14 protein-coding genes are annotated in these 16,077 nt (G+C 72.8%); 12 read left to right on the top strand and 2 right to left on the bottom strand.

Annotation, left to right across the window (positions count from 1 at the left end; genetic code table 11):
- Positions 1 to 340: 340 nt before the first annotated feature.
- The 5 genes from F4554_RS03695 (at position 341) to wecC (ending at position 4,194) form a co-directional block, all read left to right on the top strand.
- On the top strand, positions 341 to 478 hold the full coding sequence (locus tag F4554_RS03695; RefSeq protein ID WP_179786060.1) for a hypothetical protein: 138 nt from the start codon (positions 341 to 343) through the stop codon (positions 476 to 478).
- Positions 479 to 484: 6 nt separating this feature from the next.
- Positions 485 to 1,099, top strand: a complete 615-nt coding sequence (locus tag F4554_RS03700; RefSeq protein WP_179786061.1) for a heme-binding beta-barrel domain-containing protein — start codon at positions 485 to 487, stop codon at positions 1,097 to 1,099.
- A 61-nt stretch (positions 1,100 to 1,160) separates the two neighbouring features.
- Complete coding sequence (locus tag F4554_RS03705) at positions 1,161 to 1,631, top strand: Fur family transcriptional regulator (protein WP_179786062.1); 471 nt, start codon at positions 1,161 to 1,163, stop codon at positions 1,629 to 1,631.
- A 180-nt stretch (positions 1,632 to 1,811) separates the two neighbouring features.
- Positions 1,812 to 2,801, top strand: a complete 990-nt coding sequence (ygfZ, locus tag F4554_RS03710) for a CAF17-like 4Fe-4S cluster assembly/insertion protein YgfZ (protein ID WP_420360744.1) — start codon at positions 1,812 to 1,814, stop codon at positions 2,799 to 2,801.
- Positions 2,802 to 2,925: 124 nt separating this feature from the next.
- Positions 2,926 to 4,194, top strand: coding sequence for a UDP-N-acetyl-D-mannosamine dehydrogenase (wecC, locus tag F4554_RS03715; protein WP_337795861.1), 1,269 nt, complete (start codon positions 2,926 to 2,928; stop codon positions 4,192 to 4,194).
- 6 nt (positions 4,195 to 4,200) lie between these two features.
- Here wecC and wecB read toward each other — a convergent pair whose 3' ends face one another.
- Entirely contained in the window at positions 4,201 to 5,397 is a 1,197-nt protein-coding gene (wecB, locus tag F4554_RS03720) for a non-hydrolyzing UDP-N-acetylglucosamine 2-epimerase (protein ID WP_202889136.1), read from the bottom strand.
- A 133-nt stretch (positions 5,398 to 5,530) separates the two neighbouring features.
- Between wecB and F4554_RS03725 the strand changes: the two genes are divergently transcribed.
- Complete coding sequence (locus F4554_RS03725) at positions 5,531 to 6,556, top strand: sialidase family protein (RefSeq protein WP_179786064.1); 1,026 nt, start codon at positions 5,531 to 5,533, stop codon at positions 6,554 to 6,556.
- On the opposite strand, the gene F4554_RS03730 is transcribed toward F4554_RS03725, so the two are convergent.
- Positions 6,553 to 7,983, bottom strand: a complete 1,431-nt coding sequence (locus F4554_RS03730; protein ID WP_179786065.1) for a polysaccharide biosynthesis tyrosine autokinase — start codon at positions 7,981 to 7,983, stop codon at positions 6,553 to 6,555. The genes F4554_RS03725 and F4554_RS03730 overlap by 4 nt on opposite strands.
- A gap of 360 nt (positions 7,984 to 8,343) precedes the next feature.
- Here F4554_RS03730 and F4554_RS03735 point away from each other — a divergent pair, with 360 nt between their 5' ends.
- From F4554_RS03735 to F4554_RS03760, 6 genes are all read left to right on the top strand, one after another.
- Positions 8,344 to 9,597: a glycosyltransferase gene (locus F4554_RS03735; protein WP_179786066.1), complete on the top strand. Its 1,254-nt coding sequence runs from the start codon at positions 8,344 to 8,346 to the stop codon at positions 9,595 to 9,597.
- Positions 9,594 to 10,955, top strand: coding sequence for a lipopolysaccharide biosynthesis protein (locus F4554_RS03740; RefSeq protein ID WP_179786067.1), 1,362 nt, complete (start codon positions 9,594 to 9,596; stop codon positions 10,953 to 10,955). Before F4554_RS03735 ends, F4554_RS03740 begins: the two co-directional genes overlap by 4 nt.
- On the top strand, positions 10,948 to 12,525 hold the full coding sequence (locus F4554_RS03745; protein WP_179786068.1) for an oligosaccharide repeat unit polymerase: 1,578 nt from the start codon (positions 10,948 to 10,950) through the stop codon (positions 12,523 to 12,525). Before F4554_RS03740 ends, F4554_RS03745 begins: the two co-directional genes overlap by 8 nt.
- Entirely contained in the window at positions 12,522 to 13,796 is a 1,275-nt protein-coding gene (locus F4554_RS03750; protein WP_179786069.1) for a glycosyltransferase family 4 protein, read from the top strand. Before F4554_RS03745 ends, F4554_RS03750 begins: the two co-directional genes overlap by 4 nt.
- A gap of 286 nt (positions 13,797 to 14,082) precedes the next feature.
- Positions 14,083 to 15,333, top strand: a complete 1,251-nt coding sequence (locus F4554_RS03755; RefSeq protein WP_179786070.1) for a DegT/DnrJ/EryC1/StrS family aminotransferase — start codon at positions 14,083 to 14,085, stop codon at positions 15,331 to 15,333.
- Positions 15,334 to 15,358: 25 nt separating this feature from the next.
- Entirely contained in the window at positions 15,359 to 15,994 is a 636-nt protein-coding gene (locus F4554_RS03760) for an acyltransferase (protein WP_179786071.1), read from the top strand.
- Positions 15,995 to 16,077 lie beyond the last annotated feature (83 nt).

Here is a 16,077-nt window from a genome sequence, read left to right on the forward strand (position 1 = left end):
AGCGCGTCTGCGAAGGATGTCCCGAACGCGGGAACCTTCGACAGCACTGACGCGCGACCGGCTGCCCTGGTTGTCTTCGAACGGGATACCCCGCTTCGCAGACGAAGTCGCACCTGCCGGCCGAGCAATATCGTACGGGGAGGGTGGAGCGGACCCGCCTCGTACGACCGGCAGGCGTGAGTTGCCCACCTTCGTCCGGAGTCCATTTTGTCCGGCCTTTCCTGGGTCTGTCGACCCCGGGGCGGGGCCCGGCACGTTTCCGGAGCGCTCCCGCGCCCCTCGCCGGGCCCGGTCGGACCGCGAAACCCTGATTCGCAGGGCAGACCCTAGACTCGGGCGCGTGTGGGAGGCGGCGTTCGTGGCGGTGCTGCTCGTGCTCGTGCTCGCCGTCGGCCTGCTCGGGGCGTACGTCCTCCGCAACCTGCTCCGCCGCCCCCGGCGTGGCCCACAGAACACCGACCAGCGAAACGGGAGTTGATCCGCCTTGTCGACGCCGGCGCCGTTCCAGATCCCCGGCGATCTGCACCCCGACTGCGTCCAGTTGGCCTTCCTGCTGGGTCGCTGGGAGGGCAAGGGACACGGCGACTACCCCACGATCGAGCCGTTCACGTTCGGTCAGGAGGTCGTCTTCAGCCACAACGGCAAGGCGTTCCTCTACTACACGAGCCGCACCTGGCTGCTGGACGAGGAGGGCACCGCGGTCCGGCCGCTGGCGATGGAGACCGGCTTCTGGCGGCCGCAGCCCGACCACGGCCTGGAGGTGGTGCTCGCGCACCCCACCGGGTACGCCGAGGTGTGGTACGGCCGGATCGAGGGCGCCAAGATCGAGCTCGCCACCGACCTCGTGGCCCGTACGACCACCGCCAAGGACTACTCCGGCGGCCAGCGTTTGTACGGCCTGGTGCAGGGCGCTTTGATGTGGACCTTCGACATGGCGGCGCGCGGGGAGAGCCTGCAGCCGCACCTGTGGGGCAAGCTCGAACGCGCCGGCGCGGTGGCCCCGGCCGGTGACGGGACGTCCGGCGCCGCGGCAGCCGAAGCTCCCGGACCGGAAGCCGTCGCGCCCGAGGCGGCGCCGCCCGCTCCGGAAGGTGACTGACCCCGGACGGCTCGCGCCGCGACGGGCGTTGCCCGACGCCGCCGAGCCTAGACTCGACCTGATGGGCGATTCGCACGACCACGACGCCGCGGCCGCCGGCGCGCTGCACGAGGAGCTGCGCGCCCGCGGGTACCGACTGACCCCGCAACGTCAGCTGGTGCTGGAGGCGGTCGAGGATCTCGGGCACGCCACGCCCGAGGAGGTTCTCAACGCCGTCCGGCGCAAGGCGCGCGGGGTCAACATGTCGACGATCTACCGCACCCTCGAGCTGCTCGAGGGACTGGATCTGGTCTCGCACGCCCACCTCGGCCACGGTGCCCCGACCTATCACGCCGCCACCACCGCCGACCACGCCCACCTGGTGTGCCGCGGCTGCGGCCGGGTGATCGAGGTGCCGCCGGAGGCGGTCGAGCCGCTGGCCGAACGCCTGCGCGAGCAGTACGCCTTCGACACCGACGTACGCCACCTGACGGTCTTCGGGCAGTGCGCCGAATGTCGCGAAGGAGTCGACTGCCCGTCACCGCGCGGGTGAGGAGGGCCACGGGCCATGGGACCTGCCCCCGGCACACCCCCGACCGGTCGGCCGGGTTGGCACCCGGGTCGTAACCTCGAACGCGTGACCAGCTCCTCCAGCACACCCGACCAGCCCGGCCGGCCCGATCAGCCCGGCCAGCCCGATCAGCCTGGCCAGGCGTCGGCAGCCGCCGCGGACCTGCCGTCGAGCCCGTTGCTCGAACTGCCCGGCGCAGTGGCCGCGGAATCCCCGGACGCGGCCGTCGCCGCGCACTACGGCGAGCCGCTGATCGAGCAGCGCCGCCTGGAACGCGACCGGGCCGGCTTCGTCGACCTGTCCCACCGCGGGGTCGTACGGGTCAGCGGGCCGGACCGGCTGAGCTGGCTGCACTCGCTGAGCACCCAGGCGCTGGAGCGGCTCGGGCCCGGTGAGGGCACCACCACGCTGATCCTTTCGCCGCACGGCCACGTCGAGCACGCGATGTACGGCGTCGACGACGGCACCGCGTTCTGGATGCACGTCGAGCCGGGCACCGCCGCCACGGCGGCCGGCTTCCTGGACTCGATGCGGTTCATGCTGCGGGTCGAGGTGGCCGACGTGAGCGCCGAGTATGCCGTGGTGTGGGAGCCGCGCGTGGACGGTGACGCCGGCGGGCGCCTCGTCCGGCGGGGTGGCGACCCGATGGGTGGGCGCGAGCTGTTCGTGCCGCGGGACGAGCTGGCCGCCTACGCCGAGACGGCCGGGCCGCCCGCCGGGCTGTGGGCGTACGAAGCCCTGCGGATCGCCGCCCACCAGCCCAGGCTCGGCTTCGAGACCGACCACCGGACCATTCCGAACGAGGTCGGCTGGCTGGACTCGGCGGTCCACCTGGACAAGGGCTGCTACCGCGGCCAGGAGACGGTGGCCCGGGTGTACAACCTCGGCCGGCCGCCGCGACGGCTGGTGTTCCTGCACCTGGACGGCTCGGTCGACCGACTGCCCGGCCACGGCGCCCCGGTCACCCTCGACGGCCGCGAGGTCGGCTTCGTCACCAGCAGCGCCCGCCACCACGACCTGGGACCGGTGGCATTGGCCCTGGTCCGCCGCAACGTCCCGGTGGATGCCGGGCTGCTGGCCGACGGCGTGGCCGCGGCGCAGGAGGTCGTGGTCGACCCCGAGGCCGGTCTGCACGTACGGGCACGGCGCTGACCAGGGTCTGACCAGGGTCTGACCAGGACAGGCCCTCGGCTCCTCCACCGCCGCGACCCGGCCTCGGGATAGGCTCGCCGCCGACCATTGGCTGGCGAGCCTGTCGAACCGGGGGCGCAGAGACGTGACGCGAGTAGTAGGAAGGGTGGCCGTCGTCGGCCTGGGCTACATCGGCCTCCCGACCGCGGCCGCGCTGGCCACCCAGGGTGTGGAGGTCCGCGGCGTCGACGTGAACACCGACACCGTCCGGGCGGTCAACCGCGGCGAGGTGCCGTTCGTCGAGCCGGACCTCGCGGTGGCGGTCAGCGGCGCGGTGTCGATGGACCGGCTGCGTGCGTCGACCCGGATGCCGGAGGCCGCGGCGTACATCATCGCCGTGCCCACGCCGTTCAAGCACGACCGCCGACCGGACCTGTCCTACGTTCGTGCTGCGGCCGAGGAGATCGCTCCGCGGCTGCGCCCCGGAGCGCTGGTCATCCTGGAGTCGACCTCCCCTCCGGGCACCACGCTGCAGGTGAGCGAGTGGCTCGCGGAGTTGCGCCCGGACCTGGTGCTGGCCCACCAGCGAGCCGCCGGGCCGGTCGACGTGCACGTGGCGTACTGCCCCGAACGCGTGCTCCCCGGGCGGATCATGATCGAGATCGTCACCAACGACCGGGTGATCGGCGGCATCACCCCGGCCTGCGCGCAGCGGGCCGCCGAGGTCTACCGCACCTTCGCCCAGGGCGAGCTGCACCTCACCGACGCCGGGACCGCCGAACTCACCAAGCTGGCCGAGAACGCCTACCGCGACGTCAACATCGCCTTCGCCAACGAGTTGGCGCAGGTCGCCGAGCGCCTCGGCGTGGAGGTCTGGGACGTCATCGAGCTGGCCAACCGGCATCCCCGGGTGCAGATCCTGCGGCCCGGCCCCGGGGTGGGCGGGCACTGTGTGGCGGTCGACCCGTGGTTCCTGGTGTCGGCGGCGCCCGAGGACACCCGGCTGATGCGGACCGCGCGGGAGGTCAACGACGACCGTCCCGGCCAGGTCGTACGCCGGATCGTCGCGGCGGCGCGGTCCCGCCCGGGTGAGCCGGTGGCCTGCTTCGGGCTGGCGTTCAAGGCCAACGTCGACGACCTGCGGGAGAGCCCGGCCGTGGAGGTGGTGACCGGGGTGGCCGCCGCGCTGCCGGACGTGCCGGTGCTGGTGGTGGAGCCGCACGTGCGCACGCTGCCCACGGCCCTGGGGGCGTACGACCGGGTGAAGCTGGTCGGTGCCCCCGCCGCGCTCGAACGGGCCGGGGTGCTCGCGTTGCTGGTCGACCACGACGAGTTCGCCGGGATCGAGCCCGAACACCTCGCCGGTGCCGAGGTGGTGGACAGCCGCGGTGCCTGGCGAGGCGTCGAACGGTGAGTGTGCTCAGCCGGTGAAGTCGGGCAGCCGTACACCCAGCCCGAGAAGTTCCTCGATCGCCGCGACACTGCGGGCGGCCGCCTTGCCGTCGCCGTAGGGGTTGACCGCGCCCGCCATCGCGGCGTACGCCCGCTCGTCGTCGAGGAGTTCGGTGAGCGCGTCGCGGACGGTCGCCCGGTCCGTGCCGACCAACCGCACCGTGCCGGCGGTCACGGCCTCGGGGCGTTCGGTGGTGTCGCGCAGGACCAGCACCGGCTTGCCCAGGCTGGGTGCCTCCTCCTGGACGCCGCCGGAGTCGGTGACCACCAGGTGGGCGCTGCCGAGCAGGTGCGCGAACTCCGCGTACGACAGCGGCTCGGTGCGCAGCACGTTGGGTTCGGCGCCGAGTTCGGCCGCCGCCACGTCGCGGACCACCGGGTTGCGGTGCACGGGGAACACGAAGTCGGTGTCCGGGTGCGCCCGGGCGACCTCGGCGACGGCGCGGAAGGAGTCCCGCATCGGCTCGCCCCACGACTCCCTGCGGTGGGCGGTGACCACCACCAGCCGCCGGCCGGTGGCCGCCGCCGCGTCGACCGTGCGGGCGAGGTCGGGGTCGGTGTAGGCGGGCCGGCGCCCGGCGACCTCGAACAACGCGTCGATGACGGTGTTGCCGGTGACGGTGATCGCCTCCGGCGCCACCCCGCCGGCCTCCAGGTGGGCACGGTTGGTCCGCGTGGGCGCCAGGTGGAGGGTCGCGAGCTCGGTGGTGAGCCGGCGGTTGATCTCCTCCGGGAACGGCGAGTAGCGGTTGTCGGTGCGCAGGCCCGCCTCGAGGTGGACCACCGGGACCTGCGCGTAGAACGCCGCGAGCGCGCCCGCGAACGTCGTCGTGGTGTCGCCCTGGACCACCACCGCGTCCGGTGCGATCTCGGCGACGAGGGGTTCGAGCCCGGTCAGGGCGCGGGTGGTCACCTGCCCCAGGGTCTGCCGCGCGGCGAGGATCGCCAGGTCGTGGTCGGGGGTGATGTCGAAGAGTTCGTGCACCTGGTCCAGCATCTCGCGGTGCTGGCCGGTCACGGCGACGACTGGTTCGATGTCGGCGGACTCACCGAGTGCCCGGACGACGGGAGCCATCTTGATGGCCTCCGGCCGGGTGCCGTAGACGAGCATGACGCGGGCCACGGTCGCTGAACTCCCCTTCGTCGAGGTGGGGGTTGCGGGCATCCGGTCGTGGGCTGGCGTGCGCGGACGCGGATGACCGCCGGACGGCGGTCAGGCTAGCGGGTGACCCGGTCGTGCCGACCGAGGTGTCGGGTTTTCGTATCCCGGGAATGCACCACACATGCGGTGGAAGGGCATGGTGGCAGTCACTGGACTGGCCGGGCTCGTGGTGGCGGACGCGATGTTCGTCACGATGGCGATCCGGCACTCGGCCGGTGAGTCGGTCCTCGGGACGGTCACGCAGAACTCGAAGACGGACAACTCGGCTACGGACAACTCGGCCGGCTCCCCGTCGCCCGGGGAGGAACCCCCGGCGACTCCGGGGCCCTCGCCCACCAGCGCGCCCGCGAGCCCGCCCGTCCGGTCCCGCGCGCTGGTCGACATCGGCGCGGGCGCCGCCGTCGCCCGGGCGACGACCGGTAAATGCGGCCGGGGCGGGGCGACCCTGCAGCTGTCCACCGACAGTGGCCGGACCTTCGACCTCGCCGACATACGTCCGGCCGAGGTCATCGTCCGGCTGATCACGAAGGACGCGCGGAACACGTCCCTGATCGGCGCGGACGCCGACTGTCGCAAGCTCGCGACGTACGTCACCACCGACGCCGGCCGGACCTGGACCAGGCTGGACGGCACCAGCGGCAACTGGTACCTCGAGCCCAGATCCGCGCCCCGGCTGCACGCACCCACCGGCGACGCCGTGGTCCCCTGCGAGAAGGGTGTCGACGTGGTCGGGTTCAGCACGCTGTCGTCACGGCGGGCGTTCGTCCTGTGCGACGGCGGCGAGGTGATGGCGACCGGCGACGGCGGCGCAACATGGAGCCGGCGCGGGAACGTGAAGGGGGGTGCCGACCTGGACTTCGTGAACGAACGAACCGGGCTGGTCGCTCGCACCGGCGTCCCCAACTGTGACGGAGTGCTGGTCAACCGCACCACCGACGGTGGGCGGAGCTGGAAGCTGATGGCCTGCGTGTCCGGTGACGAGGCGCGAAGCGGGGATCGTCCCGACATCTCCGCCGACGGCGATCGCGCCTACCTCGTCAGGGGAGAGGCCGTCTGGGTCACCACCGACGCCGGCCGGCAGTGGACCCGAGCGCCGTGGGGCCGGCAGTCTCCGCAGGGCGCCTCGCCATCGCCCTCCAGCCAGGCCGTCCCGGCCGGCTAACCCGTGGTCCGCGACCGGACGCCCACCACGCTCTCCACGCCGTCGTCGACGACCTCCTCGACCACCGCGTCGCGGCCGTAGTCGTATCCGTAGCCGTACGTCCGTGCGTCCGGCCCCCTGGTGGGCGCCATGTTGAGCACCGTGCCCAGCAGCCGCGCGTCGACCTTGGCGAGGTTGCCGACCGCGATGTCCACCTGGTCGGCGGTGGTGCTGCCGTGACGGACTACGAGAACAGCGCCGTCGGCCATCCGGGCCAGGATCGCGGCGTCGGTCACCGGAAGCAGCGGCGGCGCGTCGACGAGGAGGACGTCCGCGCGGCGTTCGAGGTCGCCGAGCAGCAACTCCATGGCCCGGGACTGCAGGAGTTCGCTCGGGTTCGGCGGCACTGGGCCGCCGGCCAGCACCTCCAGGGGGATGTCGCCCCACGGCTGCAGCGCGTCCTCGGCCGCGATCCGCCCGACCAGGACGCTGGTCAGGCCGACCGCACCCTCCACCCCGAGATACTCCGCCAGCCGGGGGCGGCGGATGTCACCCTCGACCAGCACCACCCGCCGGCCGGCCTGGGCGAGGGTGATGGCCAGGTTGCAGGTCGTCGTGGTCTTGCCCTCCGCGGGCACCGAACTGGTGACGACGATGCGCTTCGGCCGCCGGTCGACATCGACGAACTGCAGGTTGGTACGCAGTTGCCGGAAGGACTCCGACCGGAGCGAGCGCGGCTCCAGGTGGACCACCAGCGGCTTGGCCTGTGCCTGCGGGTCGTGGGGGATGACGCCGAGGTTCGGCGCTCCGGTCCAGGCGTTGAGCGCGTCGGTGTTCTTGATGGTGCGGTCCGTCAGTTCGCGCAGCAGGGCGACACCGGCACCGAGCACGAGGCCGGCGAGCAGGCCGAGCGCCAGGGTGCGCACCGGCTGCGGCGCCACCGGCGAATCCGGCCGGCTCGGGGAGTCGACGACGGTCGCCCGGAGCGGGGACGGCGATCGGGCGTCCGGGCGTTCGAGGTCCTTGGCGAACACCACGAACTGGCGGGACACGGCCTCGTTGATCCGCTGGGCGCGGGCCGGGTCGGTGTCCGTGGTGGTGATCTCGAGCAGGATGGTGTCCGGGAGCACCCGGGCGGAGATGTGTGAGCTCAGCTCCGCGGCCGACATGGGCAGCCGGAGCTTCTTCACCACGGCGGTGGTGACCGCATCGCCGCGTACGAGGTCGGCGTAGGAACGCGCACGCTGCTGCGACAACAGGCTGCCCTGGTAGGCGCTGGTCGTGGAGTCGTCCTGCGGCGTGACGCTGACGAACAGGGTCGCGGTGGACTCGTACGTCGGCGTCGTACGCAGGACGACGATCGCCGCGACGACCACCGTGACCACCACACACACCAGCAACAACTTCCACTGCGTGCGGATCAGTCGGAGACACTCTCGCAACTCCACCGGCGCAACCTTCCTGGGCGGTCCTTGTCGGTATCCGGCGGTGAAGCCCGGCGCGAGGTGGGACCGATCTCGGGCGAGGAGCATGAGACTCCTGTCCCGTGGCTGTGGTCCGAATCGGGCCGGCTCGCCGGACGTTCTTCCTGCATGCCGCGGGCTCGCACCGCGCGGCGGTGACGGGCTCACCGAAGTGGCCGGGTTTGACGCAGCGTACCGGAGTGGACACGTACTGTACGCGGGGCGGGCGTCGTTTACTCGTACGCCCGGCCGGGGGAGAAGTGCATGGGGTGCGGACCTCCCCGGGGCCGACGCGAGACCTGTGGACGGAGCGGACCCGTTGACCACCACCATCTGGACGAGGCGATGACCGCGAACCCCGCGTCCCACCCGCGAGCCGTCGACGCGCACACCTGCGCGGTCCGCCGGCCCAGGGCCGTGCACGTGTCGACGGTCCATGCCGCCACCGACATCCGGATCTTCCACAAGGAGTGTCGTACGCTCGCCGCGGCCGGCTACGACGTCGTGCTGTACGCCCGCACCGACGGGCTCCACGACGCGCCGTACGAGCAGGACGGCGTACGCGTGGTGCCGGTGCCGCGGCTGTCCGGCCGGGCCGCCCGGATGACCGTCGGGGTCTGGAGGTTGTTCCGCCCGCTGCTGGCCCACGACGCGGACGTCTACCACTTCCACGACCCCGAACTCGTCCCGCTGGCGATGGCTTTGCGGGCGTACGGGCGCAACGTCGTCTTCGACGCGCACGAGCCGCTGCCCGCGCAGATCCTGGCCAAGCCCTGGATCCCGCCCCGGCTACGTCCTCTGGTGGCCGGCGCCACCAGGATCCTGGTCAGCCTCGCCGGCCGAGGGGTGACCGCGGTGGTGGCCGCGTCGCCGCTGGTCGAGAGCGTCTACGCCGGCGCGCGCCGGATGGTGGTGGTGAACAACTTCCCGATCCTGCCCGGCGACGACCCGACCGACCGGCCGGACGTCGGCCAGGAGGCGGACGCCGAGCGCCCGGCGGAGATCCCGTACGACCGACGGCCGCGCGGGATCGTCTACGTCGGCGGGCTGTCGGACCTGCGCGGGCTGTCGGCCATGCTCGACGTGGCCCGGATCGCCGGCCCCCGGCACGGCGAGCGGCTGACCCTGATCGGGACGTTCATGCCGCCGGACCTGGAGGCACGGCTGGCCGAGCCGGAACTCGCCGGGCTGATCGAGTACGTCGGCGTGCAGCCGCCGAAGCGCGTCCGCGAGCTGCTGGGTGAGTCCCGCGTCGGCCTGATCCTGCAGGTCGGGCCGGAGGCGTACAAACGGAACCTCCCGACGAAGATGTTCGAGTACATGGCCGAGGGGATGCCGGTGGTGGCATCCCATTTCCCGCTGTGGAAGCAGATCCTCGACGAGGCGGAGGCCGGCGTCACCGTCGACCCCGAGGACGGCCGGGCGGCCGCGGAGGCGGTGTCGCGGCTGCTGTCGGACCCGGTGGAGGCGGCGGCGATGGGCCGGCGCGGACGCAAGGCGGTGTACGAGCGGTACTCCTTCGGGCCGGAGGCGGCGAAGCTGCTGGCGCTGTACGACAGCCTGCTGCCCGCCGACCTGCGCGCCGCCAGAGCCCCATGAGTGGCGCCGACCGCGTGACGTCCGACCTCCCCGCGGCCGGTGCCGCGCCGGTACGAACGGCCGTGACCGAGCCCGGCGTGGACGGTGCGCGCACCGTGCCCCGGCGGACCGGTGCCCGGCGCGGGGTGGCGGAGATCGTCCTCGGCGCGGTCCTCGGCCAGGGGCTGCTGATCGCCGCCGCTCCCGTCCTCGCCCGCCTCTACAGCCCGGCCGACTTCGCCCTCCTGCAGATCTTCACCGGTGTCGTCTCGATCGGCGCGGTGCTGGCCGGCCTGCGCATGGACCTCGCCATCCCGCTGGCGCGCGACGACGCCGAGACCCGCGCGGTGTTGCGGGCCGGGCTGGCCGGCACGGTCGTGGTGGCGGTCGCGATCTGGCTGCTGGGCGTGGCCGGTGCGGGGCTGTGGGCGGTCAACCCCACGCTGGCCGGCCTGCGGGCGGCGTGGTGGCTGGTGCCGCCGACCGTGGCGGTGATCGCGGTGTTCCAGCTGGTGAGTGCGGTGCTCGTCCGCAACCAGCGGTACCGCGACATCGCCGGGCGCAACGCCCTGCAGGGCGTCGGCACGGCCGGAGCGCAGCTCGGCTTCGGGTTCGCCGGGCTGGCACCGCTGGGGTTGCTGCTCGGCATGGGCGTGGGCCGGGCCGCCGGCCTGGCGTCGATCGCCCGCGGCGGGTTGTTCCCGGCTCCGGTCGCGGGCCGGCGGGAGCCGGTGACGGCCGGGCAGGTCCGCGCGGCGGTTCGCCGCTTCCGCAGGTTCCCGCTGCTCACCACGTGGACGGCGCTGCTGAACAACACCGGACAGTACGCGCCGTACGTCCTGTTCTCGTTGACGTACGGCCAGAACCCCACCGGCTGGCTGGCGTTCACCACCCGGCTGCTCGCCCTGCCGGCCACGGTGGTCGGGCAGGCGGTGGCGCAGGTGTTCCTGGGCCGGGGCGCGAGCGCCCGGCGCGACGCGACCGGCGAGCTGCCCCGGCTCACCTGGCTGGCCGTACGCCGGCTCGCGCTGCTCGGCGCCGGACCGGCGATCGTCTTGTCACTGGTCGGGCCGTGGGCGTTCGGCTGGGTGTTCGGCGCGCAGTGGGAACGCGCCGGGGCGTACGCCCAACTGCTGGCGCTGGCGTTCCTCGCGCAGTTCGTGGCCAGCCCGGTCTCCAACGTCCTCAACCTGGTGGAACGCCAGGGCCTCGCGCTGGGCTGGGAGGCCGTCCGGTTGGTGCTGGTGATCGGGGTGCCGTGGCTGGTGTGGCTGCTCGGGGGCTCCGACCTGGCCGGCGTGGCCGCCTACGCGGGGGTGCTGGTGTTCTCCTACGGCGGCGTCCTGGCGCTGGTCTGGTGGGTGATGCGCCGTGCCTAGTGCAGCGACCGGGCCGCGGGCGGCGGATCGGGAGACCTCCGGGCCGCGTACGTCCGACCGGATCGGGAACGGCCGGCCGAACTCCGGCCCGCGTACCCGGCGGGTGCGCATCCCGCGGCGCCGCCACCCGGGCGACCGGCCGCTGTCGCGCGGCGTGCCACGGGCTGGTGGCCGCACGGTGGCCTGGCTCGCGGTCTACGCGCTCGGCCTGATGGCGTGCCACTACCTGGTGATCGCGCCGGCGTTCGCCTACCTCGGGTTCGAGAAGGTGGCGCCCAACCCGCTGGTCGGAATCGCGGTGGCGCCGACCTACCTGCTGTGCGCGCGGCGGCTTCCGCTGTCGTGGGAGCGCCCCTCCGCGATCGTGTACTGGATGCTGTTCCTGGTCGTGGTGGCCCCGGTGCACGTCCTGCCGATGTTCACCACGGACCTGTCCACGGCGGTGTGGCTGATGGTCGGCGGGGTGGCCGCCGCGTTCTGGCTGCTGGGCGGGATCTACTCCGTACCGCTGTGGACGTTCCGCCCGCCGGCGATCCCGGCGCGGGTCTACTGGCCGGCGTACGCCCTGCTCTGGCTGGTGATGACCGGTGTCGTCGTCGGTTACTACGGCCTGCACCTGCGGCTGGTGTCGCTGTCGGAGATCTACGAGGTCCGTGACACCTACCGGGACTCCTTCGGCGAGGTTCCCAAGATCGCGGTGTACGTCGTTCCCTGGCTCGGCAACGTGATCGCGCCGGTCGCCATCGCCCGCGGCCTGATGACCAGGCGTTGGGGCTGGGCCGCCCTGGGTGTGCTCACCGAGCTGTACCTCGTCTCGATCACCGGTTTCAAGCAGTTGCTGTTCTCGTCGCTGCTGGCCGCCGGGGTGGTGGTGCTGGCGCGGACGACCGACCTCGCCCGGATCGGCCGGCGCGTCGGTGTCCTGGCCGGATGCGGGGTGTTCGCGGTGACCGCGATCGACTTCGCCCGCGGCGGGTGGGGCCTGTCGTCGATCCTGGTCCGCCGGATGGTGCTCACCAGCGCGGTCAACACGAAGTACCACTTCGAGTTCTTCCTGCAGAACCCCAAGGGACACCTGGGCTACGGCGTTCTGTCGCACTGGGTGGACTATCCGTACGACCTGAAGCCGCCGTTCCTGATCGGCCAGGTCTTCTACGGGAATCCGGAGACGAGCGCCAACGCCAACCTCTGGGCCGACGCCTACGCCAACTTCGGGTTGGTGGGCGTCTTCGTGTTCACCGGCATCCTCGCCGCGGTGCTGCACTTCGCCGACAGTGCCGCCCGCGGCCTGCCGGCCGGCATGGCTCTGGCCGCCCTCGCGCAGTCGGCGTTCAGCGTGTCGAACACCGCCATGCTGACGGTCTTCCTCACCCACGGCATGTTGCTGGCGGTGGCCGTCATCTACCTCATGCCGGCCGGCGACGGTGCAGCCAGGCGCGCGCGCACCCGTCGGCTGAGCCTGCGGCGGACCCGCCGCGGGATCGCGCCTCGCCGGACTCGCCGTGGGCCGCCCGAGGTGGACCGGCCGCGACCACGTCCGCGCCTTTCGGGAAGCCGAGCACCCTCATGAGCCGAGGCGAGAGTCCCCAGCGTTCCCGGAGTTCCCAGCGTTCCCGGCGTTCCCGGCGTTCCCAGAGTCCCTCGACGTCCCGGCGGGTACTGGTCCTCAACCAGTCCGCCCTCCCGCGGTCGCAGGGCGGCGGCACCCGCCACGTGGAGCTGTTCGGCCGCCTCTCGCGCTGGTCCCACCGCATCGTGGCCGGCAACCGCAACTACACCACCCGGGAACGTTTCTCCAGCCGGTCGCCGGCGTTCGTGACCGTCCCCGTCCCGAACTACGAGTCCAACGGCCCCGGCCGGGTGCTGAACTGGCTGACGTACGCGGTGGGTGCAACTGTCGCCGGACTACGGTCGGGCCGGTACGACGTGGTGTACGCGTCGTCCCCGCCGCTGCTCACCCCGCTGGCCGGCTGGCTGCTGGCGCGGCTGCGGCGGGTTCCGCTCGTCGTGGAGATCCGGGACCTGTGGCCGCGGTCGATGGTGGAGCTCGGCTACCTTGCGGACGGCTCCCGGACGCACCGGATGCTGGTCGCCCTGGAGAGGTTCGTCTACCGGTCCGCGGACGCGATCGTGGCCGTCGCCGACGGCTGGCAGGACCACTTCGCGGCCTTCGGCGTACGACCGGAGAGGGTCGTACTGATCAGCAACGGCGCCGATCCCGTCGACTTCGTGGCCACCGTGTCGCGGGACAAGGCGCGCGCCGAACTCGGCGCGGACGGCTTCGTCGCGGTCTACGCCGGGGCGCACGGCCCGGCCAACGGCCTCGACCTGATCCTGGACGCGGCCGGCGAGCTGCCCGGCTGCACGTTCGTCCTGGTCGGGGACGGGCTGGACAAGGCGCGGCTGGTCACCCGGGCGGGCGAGGAGGCCATCGGCAACGTGCGGTTCCTGCCCGCGGTGCCGAAGGAGCAGCTCGCGAACGTGTTCGTCGCCGCCGACGTGGGGCTGCACACGCTCGCCCAGGCGGAGTTGTTCAAGGAGGCGCTGAGCCCGAACAAGCTGTACGACTACCTCGCGGCGGGGCTCCCGGTCGTCACCAACGTCGGCGGCGAACTGGAACGCCGGCTGGTCGAGGCCGGCTGCGCGGTGCGCGGCTCGGCCGAGCCGGGTGAGCCCTCGCTGCCCTCGCTGGTCGCCGCGCTCCGCGACCTGGGTGACCGGGGCGCGGACGAGCGGGCGCGGATGGGTGCACGCGGCCGCGAGTACGTGGAACGGCACGTCTCGCGCTCGATCATGGCGACGCGACTGGAAGCCCTGCTGGACGACGTGTCCAGCCGATGAGTGGCGATTCGGTCAGGAACCCGTTCTTCATTTGTGGCCCCGGTCCCAGCGTCCACATTCCCCCGCTGAGGGAATCCGGCAGAGTCGCACCTGGCAGCCCTTCCCGGTCGGGCGCGAACTCCCATGCTCCGGCCCGTTCGACGGCGCGGGGATGCGGGGACGAGAGGGGTGGGCGGCTACGGCCGGCCCGGACGGTTCGTCCACGGTCGGCGTCGCCACCCGTACCCCACGTGGTCGGCGGGGCGATCCTGTCCGACCTATACCCACCCTGGGAGGCTGAACGCGCATGTTCGGCACGTTCGGCACGTCTGCCACCTCTGCCACCTCCGGAGATGCTCTCGCGGTCGCGGGTGGCACCCCTGTTCGCACGGCGGCGTTCCCACCATGGCCCGTGTTCGCCGAGGACGAGATCGAGGCGACGGTGCGGGTGCTCCGGTCGGGCCGGGTCAACTACTGGACGGGCGTGGAGGGAAGGGCGTTCGAACACGAGTTCGCGGCCGCCGTCGGTGCGCCGTACGCGGTGGCGCTGTCCAACGGAACCGTCGCGCTCGAGCTCGCCCTGCAGGCGGTCGGGATCGGCCCGGGCGACGAGGTGGTCGTACCCGCGCGGACGTTCGTGGCCACCGCCAGCGCCGTGGTGGCGGTCGGCGCGCGGCCGGTGGTCGCCGACATCGACCTGGTGAGCCAGACGCTCACCGCGGCCACCGTGGACGCGGTCCGTACGCCGCGGACCCGGGCGGTGATTCCGGTGCACCTGGGCGGTTGGCCGGCGCCGATGGCGGAGTTGATGTCCCTGGCCGCCCGGCACGACCTGGTGGTGGTCGAGGACTGCGCGCAGGCGCACGGCGCGCGGCTGGCCGGCCGGTCGGTCGGGACGCTGGGACACGTGGCGGCGTGGTCGTTCTGCCAGGACAAGATCATCACCACGCTTGGCGAGGGCGGCGCGGTGACCACGGGCGACGAGGAGATCTGGCGCACGGTGTGGGAACGCAAGGACCACGGCAAGAGCTTCGCCGCGGTGTACGAGCGGACGCACCCGCCGGGGTTCCGGTGGCTGCACGAGTCGTTCGGCACCAACGCCCGGATGACCGAGGTGCAGGCCGCGCAGGGCCGGCGGGCGCTGGCCCGGTTGCCGTCGTGGTCCGAACGCCGGCGCGCGCTCGCGGCGGTGCTGGACGAGGGCCTGGCCGACGTGCCGGGGCTGCGGGTGCCGGTCCCGCCGTCGGACGTGCGGCACGCGTACTACAAGTACTACGCCTTCGTCCGGCCCGAACGCCTGGCGCCCGGATGGGACCGGGACGCGGTGATGACCGCGATCGAGGCGGAGGGTGTGCCGTGCCTGCAGGGTGCCTGCGCGGAGATCTACCGCGAGAAGGCGTTCGACGGGGTTGGCCGGCCCGAGCATCCGCTGCCGGTGGCCCGCGAACTCGGTGAGACGTCGCTGATGTTGATGGTGCATCCCACGCTGACCAAGCGGGAGATCGACGACACCGTGGAGGCGATCCGGAAGGTGATGCGCGTCGCCGCCCCGGAATGAACCGAGATGGTTACGCTCTGAGTTCATGGCAACACTTTCAGTCGCCGAGTCCGCCGACGTGCACGAGACGGCGCGGCTCGGCGACGGGACCGCGGTGTGGCACCTGGCGCAGATCCGGGAGAACGCCGTGCTCGGCACGGACTGCATCGTCGGCCGCGGCGCCTACGTCGGCGCCGGCGTCCGGATCGGTGACCGGGTCAAGGTGCAGAACCACGCGCTGGTGTACGAGCCGGCGGTGCTGGAGGACGGGGTCTTCGTCGGGCCCGCGGTGGTGCTGACCAACGACCAGTACCCGCGTTCGGTCGACCCGGACGGCACGCTCAAACGCGCCGCCGACTGGGAGGCGGTCGGGGTGACGGTCCGCGAGGGCGCCTCCCTCGGTGCCCGGTCGGTGTGCGTCGCGCCGGTGACTGTCGGCCGGTGGGCGATGGTGGCCGCGGGGGCAGTCGTCGTACGCGACATCCCGGACTTCGCGCTGGTGGCCGGAGTGCCCGCGCGCAGGGTCGGGTGGGTCGGCCGTGCGGGGGTACGACTGGAGGACAAGGGCGCCGGACGCTGGCTGTGTCCGCGTACGGGCGCCACCTACACCGAGCGCGGGGGTCTCCTGCGTGAGGACGTGCACGACGGGAAGCGCGAGGGCCGCCGGGGCCGCGAGGACTAGCAGGACGGGCAGTACGAGCGCGGGCCGAGACGACCACGGGGGTCGATGACGTGAGCAGCAACGGAGCGGTACGCGGAGGGGCG

The sequence above is a fragment of the Actinopolymorpha rutila genome, assembly GCF_013407855.1.
In the GTDB taxonomy this organism is placed as follows: domain Bacteria; phylum Actinomycetota; class Actinomycetes; order Propionibacteriales; family Actinopolymorphaceae; genus Actinopolymorpha; species Actinopolymorpha rutila.